Source organism: uncultured Veillonella sp. (assembly GCF_934230905.1).
Lineage (GTDB): Bacteria > Bacillota > Negativicutes > Veillonellales > Veillonellaceae > Veillonella.
In genome coordinates, this window is record NZ_CAKQFJ010000001.1 from 12,500 (window position 1) to 30,798 (window position 18,299).

Below are 18,299 nucleotides of genomic sequence, written 5' to 3' on the forward strand. Positions count from 1 at the left end.
TGAATTGTCGTCTAAAAACGTAATAAAGAGAGAATGAGAGAAATGAAAAGAATATTAGTGGTAAAAGCTATGGTTCTTGGTGCCATAGCTTGTTCAATTAGTGCTGTAGGCTTTGCAGCGGATGTAGATGCTCAGCATATACAAGCTTTAGATAACACACAACAAAATGTACAACGAACAGATACACAGGATGCTCTCCATTCTAACTGGATGGATCGTACCGACATTAAGGTAGGGGCACAAGCTAAGACCGGTATGCAAGTATCTATGGACACATTGCAACCATTAACTCATTATGATGAGAATTCTAAGTTCGTACTCTTTGTACAAGGTGGTATCGGTAGAGGTGGTCAAGAGCAGTCTGTTAGTTATTTCCATGGTTTTGAAGGCTTTTGGTATCCTTATAATCCTGTTACTGGTAAAGGTGATCAACGGATTATAGCAGAAAAATATGAAAATACTAAAACGGTAGGTGCTGTAGCTAATATTGGTATAGGGTATCGCCATCTTAGTAAGAATGAACATGCTTATGTAGGTCTTAATGCCTTTGTGGATCGTGCCTTTTCCGAGAATGCTAATCGTGTAAGTGGGGGATTAGAATATGTATCTGGTCTTAACGAAGTCCGCGCTAATGTGTATAGAGGATTAGGGGATGCAAACCCTGAATCATATTTGGTACGGTTATCTCCGGACTATTTTACATTTGATTTGAATGGGGCGCCAGCTAACTATACGGTATTTAAGACTCAAAAGACCATGACTGGGTATGATATAAGTTACGCTCATACCTTTAAAAATGCTCGTTGGGCTCGTGCTTATGTTGGGGCATATCATTGGAACGGTCGTAGTGTTCTTAACCATACTGATGCATTATTGAAGTCCCTTGAAGTTGGTCACAATCATGGATGGAAAGCAGGAGCTACGTTACAAGTAACACCACATGTATCGCTAGATGTAGGCTATACTTCGGATAGTAAGTATGCTAGTGGTGCCTATGGATTTGTTAAGTATACATTGGGGACATCTAAGTTTGCTTGGCATGGTGGCAAACATAGTGATGATGCTATTACAAATGCTCGTGCTAGAATGTTAGATAAGATAGAGCGTAGTCCGTTAACAATAGGCCATACATATGAAGAAGATTGGTATGTAAGACCTAATGATCACTTATAAAATTGATGATAATTTATAAAACTAAAAGGAAAGGAGTTTCGTAATGAAATATAAGTTAGTATTAACATCTATGGTTATGGGGGCCATAGTGTGTAGCACAAGTGCTGTAGTGGGAGCGGCCAATGTTGCGCCACAAGTGAGCGATACAGCAAAGCATGATGCGGTGCAATCGAGTTGGATGGATCGTACAGATGTCGTAGTGGGGACAGAATCTAAAGTGAAAACAGAGTTTGCTATCGAGACACTACAACCGCTCACACATTATGATGAGAATTCTAAGTCTGTACTTTTTGTACAAGGTGGTATCGGTAGTAAAGGAGGGCAATCTCATAAAACTAGTTACTTTGATGGTGCTGGAGCGTGGTATCAATTTAATCCCGCTTTAGGTGTTGCGGATATAATGCGTAATCCAGAACGACATGATGAGACAAAATCTTTAGGTACTGTCGGTAATATTGGCTTAGGGTATCGTCAGCTTAGTAAACATGAACATGCTTATGTAGGCATTAATGCATTTGTTGATCGTGCTTTCTCTGAGAATGCTAATCGAGTTAGTGGAGGATTAGAATATGTGGCTGGTCTTAATGAGGTTCGTGCTAATGTATATAGAGATTTTGGAAATATAAAATCTCAATCATATAATAAGAATGTGATTGAGCCTTTTTTCCCATTTCCTTTGAATGGTGGGACTTATTATTGCGATGTGTCTGAGTCTCAAAAGGTGTTATCTGGTTATGATATAACTTATACTCGTTCATTTAAGAATGCTCTCTGGGCTCGTGTGCATATAGGAGCTTATCATTGGAAGGGACTTGGTATTTCATCACATAGTGGTGGACCTTCGCAGATTTCTGATTTTGGTAATAGTTCTGGGTGGCAAGTTGGTACCACATTACAAGTGACACCGCATATATCACTAGATTTAGGTTATACATCGGATAGTAAATATGCTAGCGGTGCTTATGGTTTTATTAAGTATACTTTGGGTAAATCTAAGTTTGCTTGGCATAATGGCAAACATAGTGAGGATATCATTACGAATGCTCGTGCTAGAATGCTAGATAAGGTAAATCGTAGTCCTATGATGATAGGTAGGTCTTATGATGAGTATTGGGTAGTAGTACCACGTGATCATTTGTAATATTAATATAATCTAGAGAGATTACATTGGGGTAAGAATTGATGTAAGAGGGAGAGCTTATAATGATAAATAATGTAATGTTGAAAGCCATGGTTTTAGGAGCCATGGCTGTGAGCCTATCTGCTACGGACATTGCAGCAGATGTTCATAATACCAATGGTGTAGAATCTACACAGCAAGCTATAGTAATAGATGAGTCTAAACGTGATGCTGTTCGTTCCACTTGGATGGACCGTACGGATATTGCTGTAGGTATACAGACCGGAGGCCAGTCCCAATTAGATAATGGACATTTTTTAACGGATGACCAAAATTCAATCTATAATAAGCAGTCTGATTATGGTAATTTAACGAAATCCTATATAGAAACATTGCACCCTATTTCTCATTATGATGAGAACAGTAAAAGTGTTCTATTTGTACAGGGGCGCATTGGACGTGGCGGTGAGAAAATAGCATCGAAAGAAATGCGTGGTTACCTTCTCCCTGAATTAACAATCAATCGGCATGGGCAATCTAGTTACACTAAAATAAATACGGATGAAAAATCATCAGAAACATTAGGGGTTATTGGTACTGTTGGTATTGGATATAGACGTCTGAGCCGAAATGAACATGCCTATGTAGGTGTCAATGCATTCGTAGATCGAGCTTTTAAAGACAATTACAATCGCATTAGCGGCGGCGTAGAGTATGTAAACGGACTCAACGAGGTATATGCTAATGTGTACAGGGGGCTTGGTAATAAGGATCTTGTAAAAGGTGGTGGTGGTAATCCATACCCTAAACGCTTATATCCTAATGGTTATCCAGAAGGGTTTAGTTTACCTGATAGTCCATACGGTGTTATTCCATCAGAGAATTATTATACATATAAAGGCGGTAGAGCACTAGGTGGCTATGAAATCGGTTTTGCTAGATCCTTTAAGAATGCTCGTTGGGCTCGTGCCTATGTAAATGGATATCGCTGGAAGGGGCAAGGTTTTGGCCATGAACAAAATTATAATTGGGGACGTCCGGGCCATTGGTCCGTTCCATGGTTTTCTGTGCGGAATGCAAATCACTATAAGGGAATTAAAATCGGTGCTGAATTACAGTTAACGCCACATATATCCTTAGATATTGGGTATAACAATGCTAATAATATGTCTAAAGGTATGTATGGTACTGTGAAATATACATTAGGTACATCTAAATTTGCCTTCTGGGGTGGTAAACATAGTGATAATAGAATTACTACTGCTCGTTCTAAAATATTAGATAAGGTACGCCGCCAAGATATGATTGTAGAATCCTTTGATGATATTGAATACGATTATTTAGCACCTATCAATCAATTGTAATATGGCCAGAGAATACTATGAACATGGTGTTACTGATGTTGGTTTATAAGGTATGATAACATAGCCTTAATTTAATAAAAAGAACGCATAGAGGCCCCAGTATTCAATCGATAGATTAAATACTGAGGCCTTGTATGCGTTCTTTTTATTTTGTTTATTATTTCAAATCCTTTGGTACGCTTAGCGGCTTCCAGTTATCTAGTTCCGGAATGTCTAAGGTGGTAATAGTCCGTTGTATCCAGTAGTTCAAGGATACTTCGTTGCCAAAGTGTTGTTCGAATAGGTATGTATTACCTGGAATATCTTGTTGCTTACCTTGCTTATTAATTATGTGCCGTACCGATTCTTTCAAATACAGTTGTACCCTAAATGGTGTAGATCCCTTACCTTTAAAGATAAAATAAGATGGTCCAATGAAGTCGTGGGTACGAATATTGATTTGTTTGTATTGATTGCTTTTTAGACCGTCTAAGGCTGCTTGAATCATAGCGTTGGCATCATCATATTCTTCCAACAAGAATGGCTCTTGATCTACATCGAGTACATAATGCCAACTAGCCTTTTCCTCATTTTTTTCAATAGCCCATGCATCTGAAAGTTCTGGAATGTGGGGACTTTCATATAGTGTATGCCACAGATGATTCGTCTCCTCAGCGGTAAGTACCGCTTTGTAAATAGTTTCATGTTTCTCGGTTGGATCATAACCATACAACCGTATTTGATACATGTTACGAGGCATCGATTTCGTTTCTAATTTATAAATGTTGTGTAGTATATCTGGAATAGATAGGCAATGATTGTAAAAGCTAAGTACTACCGTGTCCTGTGTTGCTAACGCCTTATCGATGGTGTTTATATCATATAATGTTGTGTCCCATTGAAAGCCGTTCATATTGACAGACAATCGTGCTGCGTTTTGTGGCCATGTGGTTGGGGCAGGGCGAACAGTTGTTGAGGATTCGGTCACCCCTTCCTTGTAATGCCAATGACCATCTATTTCTTCAAAAGCCGTCAATCGTTCAGCTGCTTCATCATCGACAGGAATATCTTTAATTTCCTCTCCGCAATTGGCAATATGAGACAGGATGTATTGATGTGAGCTTTCATAATAATGAACTGCATTATCAAGGTCAGGTGATCCTGTTACATAGCCTTTTTCATAGGCATAGCCCAAGGCAACTCTCGTTAAAGCACGGGTAATATCATAAAAAAGAACGCGGTTTTCCTCTTGGAGGGCACGTTTTTCTTCCTGTAATACTCGAGCCAAGGATTGAACAGCAAAGTGGGTATTTTGGGTCACCCCAATACCATGAATGCGCATGTAACTCATATATGGTAAGGAGAATAAAAATCGATCCTTAGTAGCCGCCATGTGTGTTAAATCGGCAATAAGGCCCCAATCAAGCGGAAGATTGCCAATGTGAAACATATAGTTAAATGCAGCTTGTAACGCTGCATAACCAGCATCATTAAAGTCCTTTGTCGCTGCTTGTTGATATAATTCAGTAGCTTTTATAGGATCGTACGGGATAGCAGTGCGCAAGGTCGGTTGCGTATAAAAATGGTAATAGTAATCGGCCAGTTCGGAAATACATTCTGGTTGGCCGAGGTCGGCCCCCTTTTTAAACCATGTGAAAGCCTCTGTAAATTCACCTTTTTCATGATGGTCAAGACCGGTGTATAACATCATGGTAGGATTACCTAGGTCGGCTGCTTTATGAGCCACACGACGTGCATTTTCGTAATCCCCTTCATCAATATAAATATTGCGCAAGTTTCCTTGAAACATAGCAAGGCCATGGTCTAAGGCTTTGTTAAACCAGAATTTGGCTTGTTCACGAGATTTTCTTTGTAATGCATCTTCGTCTATCATGCCACGCAAGGTTGATAGGCTTTTACGTAAGTTTTTGTTTCGTATAGCATGTCGTAATCGTTGACCAAATGTCGCTTTTTTTGGATGCAATAGTTGTTTAGCAGGATTGATGATATGATAATCGCCCCAAAAAAAGACATTACCTATAATATATTGACAATAGGCATCATCTTGTTTGGCATAATCATAAATAATATGGAATGCATCATCAAAGGTCAATTGTATATCTCGTCTTACCGTAGGTGTAATTGATCCAGCTATGCGTAATGCTTGTAATGTACCAATCGGGCTGTGACGACGGATACTATCATGCAAACATTGGTAGGTGCGCATATTATCTTCTGGAAAACCGGACTCAGCCCAGGTAAAACGGGGGCCTGCGTATACGCGTGCCAATAGGGCATAAGCATCTCCTAATTCACGTTCCTCAGCTGATAATGCTTTTTGGTATAGTTCCTTTGCATCGATAGCACAAGCGCTCTCTGGTGTTGCGTTCGTTGAGCGCAGTTCATGCTGAGCCGGTTTAGTATCATTTGATTGATTATTTACAATCGACTCTAATATACGGAGCCCATCTTGAGCGGATTGTTTATTATAGGACATAAAAATTAAGTGGAAGACCCGTTGTAGGCGGTCTGTGAAGTATTGAGCCATAGGCCCTCCTTTCGTTTTTATACAATACATTACTATTATATACCGCGGTAGGAAATGGTAGAAGAGGAAAAGAACCGACGGACTTAAAAATCCTTCACCGGCCGGGTCTGACTACGCCCTTCGGGCTCCGCAGGGCCAAAGTCGGATTTTTGAGTCCATCGGTTCTATCTCTCAATCCATAGCCGACACGCGGAATATAATAGTAGTGAAATTGATAAAATCCGTTATCGCCTACCCGACCGTTTGACAGGAGAGTGTGATGGCGTGTCCTGAGAACCTTCACCGGCCGGGTCTGACTACGCCCTTTGGGCTCCGCAGGGCCAAAGTCGGTTTCAGGACACTTCGTCGCCCTGCGCATTACACTTGGTGTACATTCGGTATATAATAATGTGAAATTGAAAAAAACGTTATCGCCAACCCGACCGATAGAAAGGAGGGCCTACGGTCCGTGCGGAGCCCGAAGTCGTTTTCAGAGGCACCATCACCTTCAACTATCTTGTTCTAGTGTTAATTCGAAATATAATAGTAGTGAAATTGATAAAATCCGTTATCGCCTACCCGACCGTTTGACAGGAGAGTGTGATGGCGTGTCCTGAGAACCTTCACCGGCCAGGTCTGACTACGCTCTTCGGGCTCACAGGGCCAAAGTCGGATTTTTGAGTCCATCGGTTCTATCTCTCAATCCATAGCCGATACGCGGAATATAATAGTAGTGAAATTGATAAAATCCGTTATTGCCAACCCAACCGTTTGACAGGAGAGTGTGATGGCGTGTCCTGAGAACCTTCACTGGCCGGGTCTGACTACGCCCTTCGGGCTCCGCGTAGCGCAGCACTCTCTTATTTGTATAACAAAGAAATAATTTTCTAGGCAAAAGTAGGATATATATGAAAAAAGATACCCCATGAAAAAACGACTTTGGCCCTGACCCGAAGGGGTCAGACCCGGCCGGTGGAGTTTTTTCGTGGGGTATCTTTTGATTATCGTTCTAGCTGCTGACTAGAAATTATTTTTTGTTAGCGTCACCAAACCATTTATCATAGATTTTTTGGTATGTGCCGTCTTCTTTAAGTTCTTTAAGTGCTTTGTTGATAGCTTGTTGTAATTCTGTGTTGCCTTTTTTCACACCAAGAACAGTGCCTGGGGATTGAGTAGGTTCACCTACGAGTTTAAGGTCTTTGTCAGCACCTTGTTTGAGGTAGTACATAGCTACTGCATTATCGATGATGGCGCCATCGATTGTGCCAGCTTTCAATTCCATAAAGATATTGGAGTTGGAGTCCATTTCTTTTACTGTTGTGTTAGGAATGGCTTTTGCCATATCTGCAGGAACAGTGCCGATTTGAACGCCTACAGTTTTGCCTGCCAACTCGTCCATGTTGTGGATTGTAGTGTTGTCTTTTCGAACAACTGTGATAAAACCGCCTTTATCAAAGTATACATCGGAGAAGTCCAATGCTTTTTCACGTTCTGGTGTTGCGTTGATGCCTGCTGCAATCATGTCAATATCGCCAGATTGAACTGCTGGAATTAAAGCATCAAAGCCCATGGATTTAAATTCCATTTTCATGCCTAATTTTTTAGCGATGGCTTCGGATAAATCAACGTCAAAACCAACGTATTTATCGCCTTCAGTGAATTCGAATGGTGGGAATGTAGTTTCAGAACCTACACGTAGCACACCTTCGTCGTGTGTCATTTTGCTTTTTTCACTGCCACAACCAGCCAATAAACCCATAGCAGCAACGGCTACGAGTGCGATAGCTGTCAATTTTTTGAATTTAAACATAGTATCCTCCTCAAACACGATACAAACATAATATTCTGTTTCTATTGTACGGAATTTTGAACCAATAGGCAATAACATTGTATAATTAAAGATACGTGAACAAATTATGTGGTCAATGGGTATCTTGTATTCGTTGAGCTTAGTTATAAATATAAATCCTTGGGAGGATATATGTCTCTTACTGAACAATTTTCAATTGCTTGTGAAAGCTTCGCCCAAGAGGCTTTCACCATTAACTATACATTGGCGAAGCATCCAGAGATTTCTAGCCAAGAATTTGAATCTGTAAAAACTATCGGTGCTGTTCTTGAAAAGCATGGTATGGATGTAACTTATGAATTTTGTAATTTACCCACAGCTTTTAAGGCGTCTGCTGTGAAAGTAGATAATCCCAAAGGCCGTTTAGCCATATTGTGTGAATACGATGCGCTCCCAGATGTGGGTCATGCGTGTGGACATTCTGCTAGCGGATCTATGAGTGTATTGGCGGCGCTTGCATTACATAAGATGCATCAAGACGGCGTTGCTTTTAACATGGATATCGATATTATTGGCACGCCAGATGAAGAGGCGATGGGCTGCAAGGTGGATATGTGTAACGCTGGCGTGTTTAAGGCCTATGATTTTGCCATTATGGTGCATCTCGACGGCGAAGAAACACGCCCCAATTCACAGTTTTTGGCACTTGATTGTTTCCGTGCTAAGTATCATGGTAAATCGGCTCATGCAGCAGGTGAGCCTTGGAACGGCATTAATGCGGTAAACGGTGTACAACTTGCTATTCACGCCATGGATATGATGCGCCAACAAGTGCGACCAGAATCTCGCATCGGCACGTGGATCATTAACGGCGGTACCGCATCCAATGTCATTCCTGCTTATGGCGAACTAGAAGTGACCGTGCGACATACAGAAAGGGAGTATTTGAACGGATTATCTGAGCAAATCAAAAAGATTTTTGAAGGCGCTGCCCTTTGTACTGGTACAACTGTAGACGTTGAATTTTACGGTAACCCTTACGATGATATGAACCAAAACCATCGCGGCACACACCTCATCGAAGAAGTGATGACCGACATGGGCCTCGATTTTAAACCAGGTCCAGCCGATATTAGTGGTAGTTCAGATATTGGTAACGTGAGTTATCAATGTGCAGCGTTCCATCCTAAATTGCGCTTGGCCGGCCCAGATAAAGTGTGCCATGCTAAAGAATTTGCGGATGCCATGCTCGAACCGACCATTGAACAAACCATTGTGGACGGCGCCAATATTATTAGTCGTACAGTATTGAACTTAGTTGAAAATCCAGCAATTTTACAAGAGATTGTAGATGAATTTAATGCAACTAAATAAAGTGCTTTCTATATCTATCGGGGGGAGCTGTAATATCGTAGATAGAATTCATTGTCTCTTTCAGCGATGACAGGCATGTATTTAAACTCAAGAAATTCAAATAAACTAGTTATGGTGATGTCATTTGGCACGGTAAATTCTTCGCGATGATGACTCATATTTTTTAATCAATTTATCGATGTTGTATTACAGGAGGTTTCATGTCTGCAACTGAAACTTTAGAAATTAAAAATTATATAGGCCTTACTGGGGATGTACCGATTCGATGTATTGCATCTGATGTGGATGGTACTTTGGTCAATGATGCTAAGTCCATAGATCCAGAGGTGGTCAATGCGGTTCGTGCTGCTCGTGAAAGCGGTATTCGCGTGGCTATTGCATCGGGGCGTGCCTGGCATGAGATGGATGATATTATCGAGGCCATGCCGTGCCTTCGGTACTTTATATGTACTAATGGTGCCTACGTCATGGATAAAGAAGAGCAAAAAGAACTGTTACATATTACTATTGATAAAGCTCGTGCCTTAGGGTTAGTACGAAAATTGATGAATTATGGCGTATTTGTAGAGGCCTATGTGAAAGCTGAGATTTTCGGACAATATCCTGTCGTTGGTAATGAAACTGCCCAAGCAGAACACTTTTTTAGACCGAATATTAGACCTTTCATCTTGAAAACGCGTACAATGGTACCGGATTTACTTGCTCACTTAGAATCGTTACCAGAAGGACCTGAAAAAATTCAGATCTTTTATGGTGATGAGGCTCTATCTGAACGTATTTTGACCGATTTACGAGATGAATTTCAAGGGGCTGCCATGGATGGTAAAGGTCGCGAACGCTTTTACGATGTTCTTGAATCGAGTGAAGGCAACTTAGAATTTGTGTTACCTCATACGACAAAAGGAACCGCAGTGGAGGCATTGGCTAATCATTGGGGATATACAGCGGATGAAGTCATGACTATTGGTGATAGTGAAAATGACCTATCCATGATCCGCTTTGCTGGTGCTAGCGTAGCTATGGGGAATGCACGAGATAATGTGAAAGCTGCCGCACGATATGAAACAATGGATAACAATCATTGTGGTGTAGCTCAAGCACTCTATTCGGCTATTGCATATAATCGTGAATTGGAAGGTAATAAACGATAACGCCGATTACATAAAATAATACGGATCACATAAAACATAATGCCGTTATAGAATCAATACTTATATCTTATGCTCCATAGAGAGGTGATGTCATATGGGTTATATAAAATTTGATATAGACGATACCTGTGTTAAATGCGGGGCTTGTGCGGAAGACTGCCCTGTACAATGCATTACCGAAGGAGCTACAAAATTTATTGTTGGCAACGGCTGTATCAGTTGTGGTGATTGCTACTCCATCTGTCCTGTTGGGGCCGTACAGATGCATAAGAAATCCGAACGTTAAAAAGTAAATTATAAGTTTCATACGGAATATATGGAGTCCATATGGTTCCTATGGTATAATAGACTGTAATGAAAAATTAGCGTTTTACTTAGTAAGCGCACCCCCAGTACAGGAATGTATGGACATTATACATTGGTGAATATACTTTCATAAATAGATGCATACGGAGGAACTATGGAAAACAAGGAATTTGTTATTGTTGTCGATTTCGGCGGTCAATATAATCAATTGATTGCACGCCGTGTACGTGAAAATCATGTATACTGCGAAGTATATCCATACAACAAAGCATTGGAAAAAATTAAGGAATTGAAACCGCAAGGTATCATCTTCACTGGTGGCCCTAACAGTGTGTACGAAGAAAATTCCCCTAAAATTGAAAAAGAAATCTTTGAACTTGGTATTCCAGTTCTTGGCATGTGCTATGGTATGCAATTTATGGCGCATACATTGGGTGGTGAAGTAAAATCCGCGGACAACCGTGAATTTGGTAAAACACCGACTAAAGTGGATACCACATCTCCATTGTTCAAAGGCTTGGATGAAAACCAAGTCGTTTGGATGTCTCACGTTGACTATGTAGCAAAGGTACCAGAAGGTTTTGAAATCGTTGCACATACAAAAGACTGTCCTGTTGCATCCATGCAAAATACAGAACGCAAATTATACGCTATGCAATACCATGCAGAAGTGTTGCACACTGAACATGGTAAAGAAATGCTTCATAACTTCTTGTACGAAGTATGTGGTTTCACCGGCACATGGACAATGGCAAACTATGCAAAAACGGCTATTGAAGACATTCGCAACACAGTAGGCGATGGCAAAGTATTGTTGGCATTGTCGGGCGGTGTAGACAGCTCCGTTGCAGCCGCTCTTATCTCTAAAGCTGTTGGCGACCAATTGACTTGTATCTTCGTTGACCATGGTTTAATGCGTAAAAACGAAGGTGATGAAGTGGAAGCAGCTTTCAAAGATTCCGGTATGCATTTCATCCGCGTCGATGCTGAAAAACGTTTCTTAGATAAATTGGCTGGTCTTGAAGATCCAGAAGCAAAACGTAAGGCTATCGGCGAAGAATTCATCCGCGTATTCGAAGATGAAGGTCGTAAAATCGGCTCTGTTGACTTCTTGGCGCAAGGTACAATCTACCCTGACGTTATCGAGTCCGGTACTGGCGAAGCAGAAGTTATCAAATCTCACCACAATGTAGGTGGCTTGCCTGCAGTGGTAGACTTCAAAGGTCTTATTGAACCATTGCGTAATCTCTTTAAAGATGAAGTGCGTGAACTTGGTTCCGAACTTGGTTTGGCTGATTACCTCGTATGGCGTCAACCATTCCCAGGTCCTGGTTTGGCTATTCGCGTAATGGGCGAAATTACAAAAGATAAACTCGATATCTTGCGTGATGCGGACTACATCTTCCGTGACGAAATTGCAAAAGCTGGCCTTGATCGTAGTATCAACCAATACTTTGCCGTATTAACATCTACACGTACCGTAGGCGTTATGGGTGACTTCCGTACATATGATTACACATTGGCATTGCGTGGCGTAACAACAACAGACTTCATGACTGCTGACTGGGCACGCATTCCTTACGACGTATTGGACACAATATCCCGTCGTATCGTAAACGAAGTACAACACATCAACCGTATCGTGTACGATATTACATCTAAACCACCTGCTACAATTGAGTGGGAATAAAAATTAGAAAAATATAGTATTTAAAGAAAACAAATACAAAGGCCTTTCATCGTTATGGTGAAAGGCCTTTTGCGAAAGTAGTAGTTGCTCTAATTTATTCTTACTATTTTGTTGTTACTAGTAGATATCTTTAAGGAAATAAGGGTATGTAAACTTTATTGATGGCTATCGATGATAATGATGTGGTGCTTGGCATGGTGGCGTATTATCATAACCCTATGGATGATGTTATCTATATGAGGAAGGAGTTGGTTGATTAATATGAAGATTCGAAAAGCTATAGTCGATGATTTAGACATTGTTACACATATAGAAGCGACCTGTTTTCCGCCCGCAGAGGCGGCGCCTCGTGAGGCTTTTAAGGAGCGATTAGACCATTATGCTGGTCAGTTTTTAATTGCTTTTGACGGCGACACTCCAATTGGTTTTATTGATGGATTTGTCACAGATGATGAAATTCTAACGGATGAAATGTTTGCTGATGCATCTCTCCATAACCCAAATGGTGCTTGGCAGATGATATTTGGCCTAAATACCATGCCAGAATACAGAAATAGAGGAGTAGGTGGTCAGTTGATTGAGGCTTTCATAGAGCTGGCAAAAGAGGAACATCGAAAGGGCGTTATTTTAACCTGTAAAGAAGAAAAAATTCATTATTATGCAAAATTTGGGTTTGTTAATGAAGGTGGTTCCGTATCTAATCATGGTGGAGCTAGATGGTATCAGATGCGTATTGTATTTTAGAAGGTATATATATCCATAGTGATACCCCTATACGTTTGTTGACACTGGAGATACTGCATGCTACGATGAGAAAAACTATATATGATTGGGTTAGGTGTCTATTGACTTAATAGAGAATTTGGTATAAGCCAAAGCGGTCACGCCACTGTAACAGCGAGATATTTTGCATAGAGAACGAAATGTTCTCGGTCACTGAAGTTTTTGGGAAGGCGCAAAGTAACGATGAACTGGAGCCAGGAGAACTGCCTAATTAACAATTGCCAATTGACTTGCGAGTGACGGGGATGGGGATTTGTATATGTGGATTTCATTATGAAATGTATAGGTGAAAATTCATTTTGCATAATAGCTTATTAGGCGTGCTGTTTAGTCTAGTTGAGATTATAGCCCGTTTCCTTTTCTTGAGGAACGGGCTTTTTATATGTAGGAATAGTTTGTTTTAGTGTGAGTTGTGAGGTAGTTTGTATGGTTAAGAGAAAGCGCTTTATGGCTTATTTAGCCACGGTTTTACTCCTAATTGCTAGTGTACTTTTTACCGCTTGTGGAGTAGGCGATGATGTAAAAAAAGATACATCTCTGACTAATAAGCCTATTGAAATTACAGATGTTACAGGTCGTACAGTAACATTGAAAAAGCCAGCGGAGCGTGTAGTTTTACAATGGAGTGGTGCTGGTGGTCCATTTTTCACTATTGCGGCTCTTATGGGAAAAGATACACCAAAGGTTATTGCTGGAATGGATACATCTTTACAGCAATACAGAGCAGATATGTGGAATCACTTTGTTGCAGAGATGCCTGAATTAGCTAAGATACCAGAAGTGGGAACCGTTGGTGATAAAACGTTTAATGTAGAGCAAGTTATTTCCCTCAATCCTGACGTTATTTTTATTCCTGTTGATTTGAAAGAACAGTATGAGTCCGATGCAAAGCCCAAATTAGATGCAGCAGGTGTTGAAACTATTTACATTGATTACCATGCAGAGGAGTTAGATAAGCACCAAAAATCGATTGAGGCTATTGGCAAAGCGCTTGGCAAAGAAGAACGAGCAGAAGAGATTAAAAAATTCTACACTGACCACTTAACAAAAGTTTTGGATCGGGTTAAAACTATTAATAAACCGAAACCAACTGTGTATATAGAGGTCGGCATGGGTGGCCCACAAGAGTTTGGTAATAGTTTTAGTGCTAATTACTCTTGGGGGAAACTAGCAACTATGGCTGGTGGTGATGTTATCACGAAAGAGGCTATAAAAAAATCTGCTCCTATTAATCCTGAGTTTGTGTTGGAAAAAAATCCAGATGTCATTATGATTATGGGGTCTTATTGGCCAAAGAAACCGACCTCGATGCGGTTAGGTTTTGAAGCGAATGAACAACAGTCACAGGCACTATTAAAAGCTTTCACTACCGAACGTCAAGGTTGGAGTCAATTAAAAGCTGTTGGAAATAAACGAGTATACTCTGCTAATCATGGTCTTCCTCGAGAGGTATTTGATGTGGCGGTATTTGAGTATTTAGCAAAAGTATTCTATCCTGAAGAATTTACCGATGTAGATCCAGAGGCTACGCTTAAGGAATTTTATGATAAATTCCTTCCTTTCACGTATGGTGGCATTTGGTTTATGCATATGAATTGAAACCATTTTTAATCCTTGAGAGGTGGGAATGTGTTATCATATTGTTAGGTTGTGTAAGAGGGTGTACTAGGAGTTGTATTAGATAGCTTTTATAGTAATGAAATGAGGTACATATATGATGAAGAGAAAAAAATATATAGCGTATATCGCTACTGTTTTTTTACTGATTATGAGCGTGCTGATGACTGCTTGCGGAGGTCCCGGAAGTGCGAAAAAAGATGGGGCGCAAAATGGTAAACCTATCGAGATTACGGATGTATCTGGTCAAACGGTTACGTTGAAAAAACCTGCTGAGCGTGTAGTCGTTCAATTGAGTGGTTCTGGCGGTGCATTTTTAACTATGGCTGCATTAGAAGGTAAAGATGTGGCTAAGACTATCGTTGGTATGGATCCTAATATCAGTAAATTACGTGCCGATATGTGGAATCACTACAAGGCAGACGTACCAGAATTAGAAAAGATACCTATCATTGGTAATGTAAATGACAAAACATTTGATGTTGAACAAGTGATTGCATTGAATCCAGATGTTATCTTTATGCCATTGTATCTTAAAGAGCAATATGAAGCTGATTATAAGCCAAAAATGGATGCTGCTGGTATTACTACTATTTATATTGATTATCATGCAGAAAAGCTTGAAAATCATCAAAAATCTATTGAAGTTATCGGTAAAGCGTTAGGTAAAGAGGACCGTGCTGAAGAAATTAAACAATTCTATACTGATCACTACAATAATGTTATGGATCGATTAAGTAAAATTACGAAACCAAAACCTACGGTATATATTGAAACGGGTAATGAAGGTCCAGAAGGTTTAGGTTATGCCTATAGTGATAAAGTGGCTTGGGGTGCTTTAGCGACAAAGGTTCGTGGCGATTTGATTACAAAAGATGTTGTTAAATCAGCAGGCCCTGTTAACCCAGAGTTTATTTTAGAAAGAAATCCAGATATCATTATGATTATGGGATCCTATTGGCCTAAAAAACCTACATCGATGCGTCTTGGCTTTGATGCTAATGAAGAACAGTCCCAATCATTATTGAAAGCATTTACAACGGAACGTCAAGGTTGGCCTGAATTGAAAGCGGTGCAATCTAAACATGTTTACTCTGCGCACCATGGATTACCTCGTGAAGTATATGATGTGGCAGTATTGGAATATTTAGCTAAAACATTCTATCCTGAAGAATTTGCTGATGTGAATCCAGAGGGCACACTTAAGGAGTTTTATGACAAATTCCTACCATTCTCATATGGTGGTATTTGGTTTATGCATTTGAACTAAGAAAGGTTTTGGTATAGTGGAAGAGGTAAAACCTCAGTACGACTATAAAAAGCACAGTTATCGAAAGCTTATATTTATCTTGATTGGGCTGTTAATCTGTGCCGTTAGTTTTATTGTTGATATCATTGTAGGTCCAGCATCTTTGACCTTGAGTGATGTATGGTTAGCATTAGTGGATCCATCAGAGGTTTCTAGAAATGCATATGTTATTATTTGGTCAATTCGGTTGCCAACAGCTATTATGGCGTTAATGGTAGGCGCCTCACTCGGTATTGCAGGTGCCGGCATGCAGACCATATTAGACAACCCATTATCTAGTCCGTATACGCTTGGTATATCGGCTGGGGCTGGTTTTGGGGCCTCTTTGATGGTCGTAGTAGGGGCTAGTGCATTAGAATTTTTGGGTGTCTTTATGGTGCCATTCGGTGCTTTCGTCTTTGCTAGTTTGACGAGTTTCTTTATCTATTCTATTAATAAGATTAAGAATTTCTCTTCTGAAACAATGATTCTTGCCGGTATCGGCATGATGTTTTTATTTCAAGCGCTTCAATCTTTGATGCAATATATGGCCTCTCCTGAAGCACTTCAAAACATCGTGTTCTGGACTATGGGTAGTTTGGCAAAAGCAAACTGGATTAACATTTTTATTGTGTTTATTGTTCTTGTTATCATGCTTCCGTTAATGATGCGTGAATCCTGGCGATTAACGGCATTAAAATTAGGTGATGAAAAGGCATCCGGCCTTGGTGTTAATGTTGAAAGTTTGCGTGTAAAAGTATTCATTTTTATTTCTATCATTACTGCAGTTGCTGTTTCCTTCGTTGGAACCATTGGTTTCATTGGTATCGTAGGACCGCATATTGCACGTATGCTCGTTGGGGAAGATCAGCGTTATTTCTTGCCTCTATCTGCCATATGTGGTATGGCCATTTTATCGATTGCTTCTATTGCTAGTAAAATGCTAATTCCTGGGGCGATGTTCCCAATTGGTATTGTGACCGCAATCATCGGGGTACCATTCTTCTTCTCGTTGGTGTTAACTAGGAAAAGGAGCTATTTCAAATGATTGAAGTTCATAATCTAACATTTGGGTATTCTACTCAAGAAGAGGAACAGATATTAAAGGGCGTTGATTTTACCGCTAAAACTAGTAAATTAACCGCTCTTATTGGTACCAACGGTGCTGGTAAATCGACTCTTCTAAAAACCATTATGGGAATCTTGAAAGGTAAAGGTGACGTTGCCATTAATGGCAAATCTGTAACTGAATATTCTAATAAGGATTTCAGCCGTACCGTTAGTTATTTGTCTCAAGATAATGATTGTAAAGTGAATCTAACTGTTTTTGAAGTCGTTATGTTAGGACGTATGGGTTCTATGTCTTTCCGTGTAAGAGAGGAAGATATTCAAGCAACACAAAAGGCGTTAGAACGGTTAAATTTACAACAGTTTGCTTCCCGTAGCATTATGGAGCTTAGTGGTGGTCAACGACAACTTGTATTCATGGCACAGGCCCTTGTGAAAGAACCTCAGATCTTAATTCTTGATGAACCTACTAGCGCACTAGATTTGCATAAGCAATTTGATTTATTAACATTATTGAAGCATTTAACGCAAGAACATGGTTTTACAACACTTGTTACATTGCATCATCTAGATTTGGCGGCTATGTTTGCTGATGAAATTATTGTCCTAAAAGAGGGTAGAGTATATGCTCAAGGGATACCACAAGATATCTTTACAGAATCTATGATGGAAGACGTATATCGTATTAAGACAAAAATTTATATGGATGATAAAGGTATGCCTCATGTTATTCCATTAGAAGCTATAATTTAGTAAAGCTTTCAATCGATTCTGTAATCTGGAATCACTAACGATGACTATTTAGTTTATAGAATAGCCAATATAAAAGGAGCTGACATCTAATTAGATGTCAGCTCCTTTTACGATACGTTGTCAGTGGAAAAGGGCTTGTATATGGTTTGGCCCTAGGAGGGCTACTATACCAAGTACCATCATGATCTTTATTTGGATACGTTTTCTGCGTTTCATGATGAACCTCCTTTTGTTAATTTGTTGCATCAACTTGATGTATAATCCGATTACTTTGTTCAATATAAATATAACATAAATGATAAAAATTATCAATAAGA

At 40.0% G+C, this 18,299-nt stretch carries 14 protein-coding genes and 1 riboswitch; of the genes, 12 read left to right on the forward strand and 2 right to left on the reverse strand.

Annotated features, from left to right (window positions below):
* Window positions 1–42 precede the first annotated feature (42 nt).
* From Q0E20_RS00060 to Q0E20_RS00070, 3 genes are all read left to right on the forward strand, one after another.
* On the forward strand, window positions 43–1,173 hold the full coding sequence (locus tag Q0E20_RS00060) for an inverse autotransporter beta domain-containing protein (protein ID WP_295994499.1): 1,131 nt from the start codon (window positions 43–45) through the stop codon (window positions 1,171–1,173).
* A gap of 43 nt (window positions 1,174–1,216) precedes the next feature.
* On the forward strand, window positions 1,217–2,314 hold the full coding sequence (locus tag Q0E20_RS00065; RefSeq protein WP_295994501.1) for an inverse autotransporter beta domain-containing protein: 1,098 nt from the start codon (window positions 1,217–1,219) through the stop codon (window positions 2,312–2,314).
* 62 nt (window positions 2,315–2,376) lie between these two features.
* Window positions 2,377–3,657 carry an inverse autotransporter beta domain-containing protein gene (locus tag Q0E20_RS00070; RefSeq protein ID WP_295994503.1) on the forward strand — a complete coding sequence of 427 codons (1,281 nt, stop codon included), beginning with the start codon at window positions 2,377–2,379 and terminating at the stop codon, window positions 3,655–3,657.
* A 157-nt stretch (window positions 3,658–3,814) separates the two neighbouring features.
* On the opposite strand, the gene Q0E20_RS00075 is transcribed toward Q0E20_RS00070, so the two are convergent.
* Window positions 3,815–6,184 carry a tetratricopeptide repeat protein gene (locus Q0E20_RS00075; protein ID WP_295994504.1) on the reverse strand — a complete coding sequence of 790 codons (2,370 nt, stop codon included), beginning with the start codon at window positions 6,182–6,184 and terminating at the stop codon, window positions 3,815–3,817.
* A gap of 1,006 nt (window positions 6,185–7,190) precedes the next feature.
* Entirely contained in the window at window positions 7,191–7,973 is a 783-nt protein-coding gene (locus tag Q0E20_RS00080) for a basic amino acid ABC transporter substrate-binding protein (RefSeq protein WP_295994506.1), read from the reverse strand.
* A 171-nt stretch (window positions 7,974–8,144) separates the two neighbouring features.
* On the opposite strand from Q0E20_RS00080, the gene Q0E20_RS00085 reads away from it, so the two are divergent.
* The 9 genes from Q0E20_RS00085 to Q0E20_RS00125 all read left to right on the forward strand — a co-directional run bounded on the left by Q0E20_RS00085 (window position 8,145) and on the right by Q0E20_RS00125 (window position 17,982).
* Window positions 8,145–9,326, forward strand: coding sequence for an amidohydrolase (locus Q0E20_RS00085; RefSeq protein WP_295994509.1), 1,182 nt, complete (start codon window positions 8,145–8,147; stop codon window positions 9,324–9,326).
* A 200-nt stretch (window positions 9,327–9,526) separates the two neighbouring features.
* Window positions 9,527–10,477, forward strand: coding sequence for a Cof-type HAD-IIB family hydrolase (locus tag Q0E20_RS00090; RefSeq protein WP_295994511.1), 951 nt, complete (start codon window positions 9,527–9,529; stop codon window positions 10,475–10,477).
* Window positions 10,478–10,571: 94 nt separating this feature from the next.
* Window positions 10,572–10,763 carry a 4Fe-4S binding protein gene (locus Q0E20_RS00095; RefSeq protein WP_295994514.1) on the forward strand — a complete coding sequence of 64 codons (192 nt, stop codon included), beginning with the start codon at window positions 10,572–10,574 and terminating at the stop codon, window positions 10,761–10,763.
* 174 nt (window positions 10,764–10,937) lie between these two features.
* Window positions 10,938–12,473, forward strand: a complete 1,536-nt coding sequence (guaA, locus tag Q0E20_RS00100; protein ID WP_295994515.1) for a glutamine-hydrolyzing GMP synthase — start codon at window positions 10,938–10,940, stop codon at window positions 12,471–12,473.
* 261 nt (window positions 12,474–12,734) lie between these two features.
* Window positions 12,735–13,217: a GNAT family N-acetyltransferase gene (locus tag Q0E20_RS00105; protein WP_295994518.1), complete on the forward strand. Its 483-nt coding sequence runs from the start codon at window positions 12,735–12,737 to the stop codon at window positions 13,215–13,217.
* 75 nt (window positions 13,218–13,292) lie between these two features.
* Window positions 13,293–13,482, forward strand: a riboswitch (cobalamin riboswitch).
* A gap of 200 nt (window positions 13,483–13,682) precedes the next feature.
* Entirely contained in the window at window positions 13,683–14,855 is a 1,173-nt protein-coding gene (locus Q0E20_RS00110; protein ID WP_295994522.1) for an ABC transporter substrate-binding protein, read from the forward strand.
* 115 nt (window positions 14,856–14,970) lie between these two features.
* The gene (locus Q0E20_RS00115) at window positions 14,971–16,143 is read left to right on the forward strand and encodes an ABC transporter substrate-binding protein (protein WP_295994524.1); all 1,173 of its coding nucleotides are present in this window, start codon (window positions 14,971–14,973) and stop codon (window positions 16,141–16,143) included.
* 16 nt (window positions 16,144–16,159) lie between these two features.
* Window positions 16,160–17,209, forward strand: coding sequence for an iron ABC transporter permease (locus tag Q0E20_RS00120; protein ID WP_295994527.1), 1,050 nt, complete (start codon window positions 16,160–16,162; stop codon window positions 17,207–17,209).
* A complete protein-coding gene (locus tag Q0E20_RS00125; protein ID WP_295994531.1) occupies window positions 17,206–17,982 on the forward strand; it encodes an ABC transporter ATP-binding protein in 777 nt (258 codons plus the stop codon). Before Q0E20_RS00120 ends, Q0E20_RS00125 begins: the two co-directional genes overlap by 4 nt.
* Window positions 17,983–18,299: the final 317 nt, after the last annotated feature.

Bases quoted from the DNA above. Each gene is read 5' to 3' on its own strand.
- Q0E20_RS00115 (WP_295994524.1), top strand. From the start codon at position 14,971: ATGATGAAGAGAAAAAAATATATAGCGTATATCGCTACTGTTTTTTTA.
- Q0E20_RS00125 (WP_295994531.1), top strand. From the start codon at position 17,206: ATGATTGAAGTTCATAATCTAACATTTGGGTATTCTACTCAAGAAGAG.
- Q0E20_RS00075 (WP_295994504.1), bottom strand. From the start codon at position 6,184: ATGGCTCAATACTTCACAGACCGCCTACAACGGGTCTTCCACTTAATT.
- Q0E20_RS00095 (WP_295994514.1), top strand. From the start codon at position 10,572: ATGGGTTATATAAAATTTGATATAGACGATACCTGTGTTAAATGCGGG.
- Q0E20_RS00105 (WP_295994518.1), top strand. From the start codon at position 12,735: ATGAAGATTCGAAAAGCTATAGTCGATGATTTAGACATTGTTACACAT.
- Q0E20_RS00085 (WP_295994509.1), top strand. From the start codon at position 8,145: ATGTCTCTTACTGAACAATTTTCAATTGCTTGTGAAAGCTTCGCCCAA.
- Q0E20_RS00110 (WP_295994522.1), top strand. From the start codon at position 13,683: ATGGTTAAGAGAAAGCGCTTTATGGCTTATTTAGCCACGGTTTTACTC.
- Q0E20_RS00060 (WP_295994499.1), top strand. From the start codon at position 43: ATGAAAAGAATATTAGTGGTAAAAGCTATGGTTCTTGGTGCCATAGCT.
- Q0E20_RS00070 (WP_295994503.1), top strand. From the start codon at position 2,377: ATGATAAATAATGTAATGTTGAAAGCCATGGTTTTAGGAGCCATGGCT.
- guaA (WP_295994515.1), top strand. From the start codon at position 10,938: ATGGAAAACAAGGAATTTGTTATTGTTGTCGATTTCGGCGGTCAATAT.
- Q0E20_RS00090 (WP_295994511.1), top strand. From the start codon at position 9,527: ATGTCTGCAACTGAAACTTTAGAAATTAAAAATTATATAGGCCTTACT.
- Q0E20_RS00080 (WP_295994506.1), bottom strand. From the start codon at position 7,973: ATGTTTAAATTCAAAAAATTGACAGCTATCGCACTCGTAGCCGTTGCT.
- Q0E20_RS00065 (WP_295994501.1), top strand. From the start codon at position 1,217: ATGAAATATAAGTTAGTATTAACATCTATGGTTATGGGGGCCATAGTG.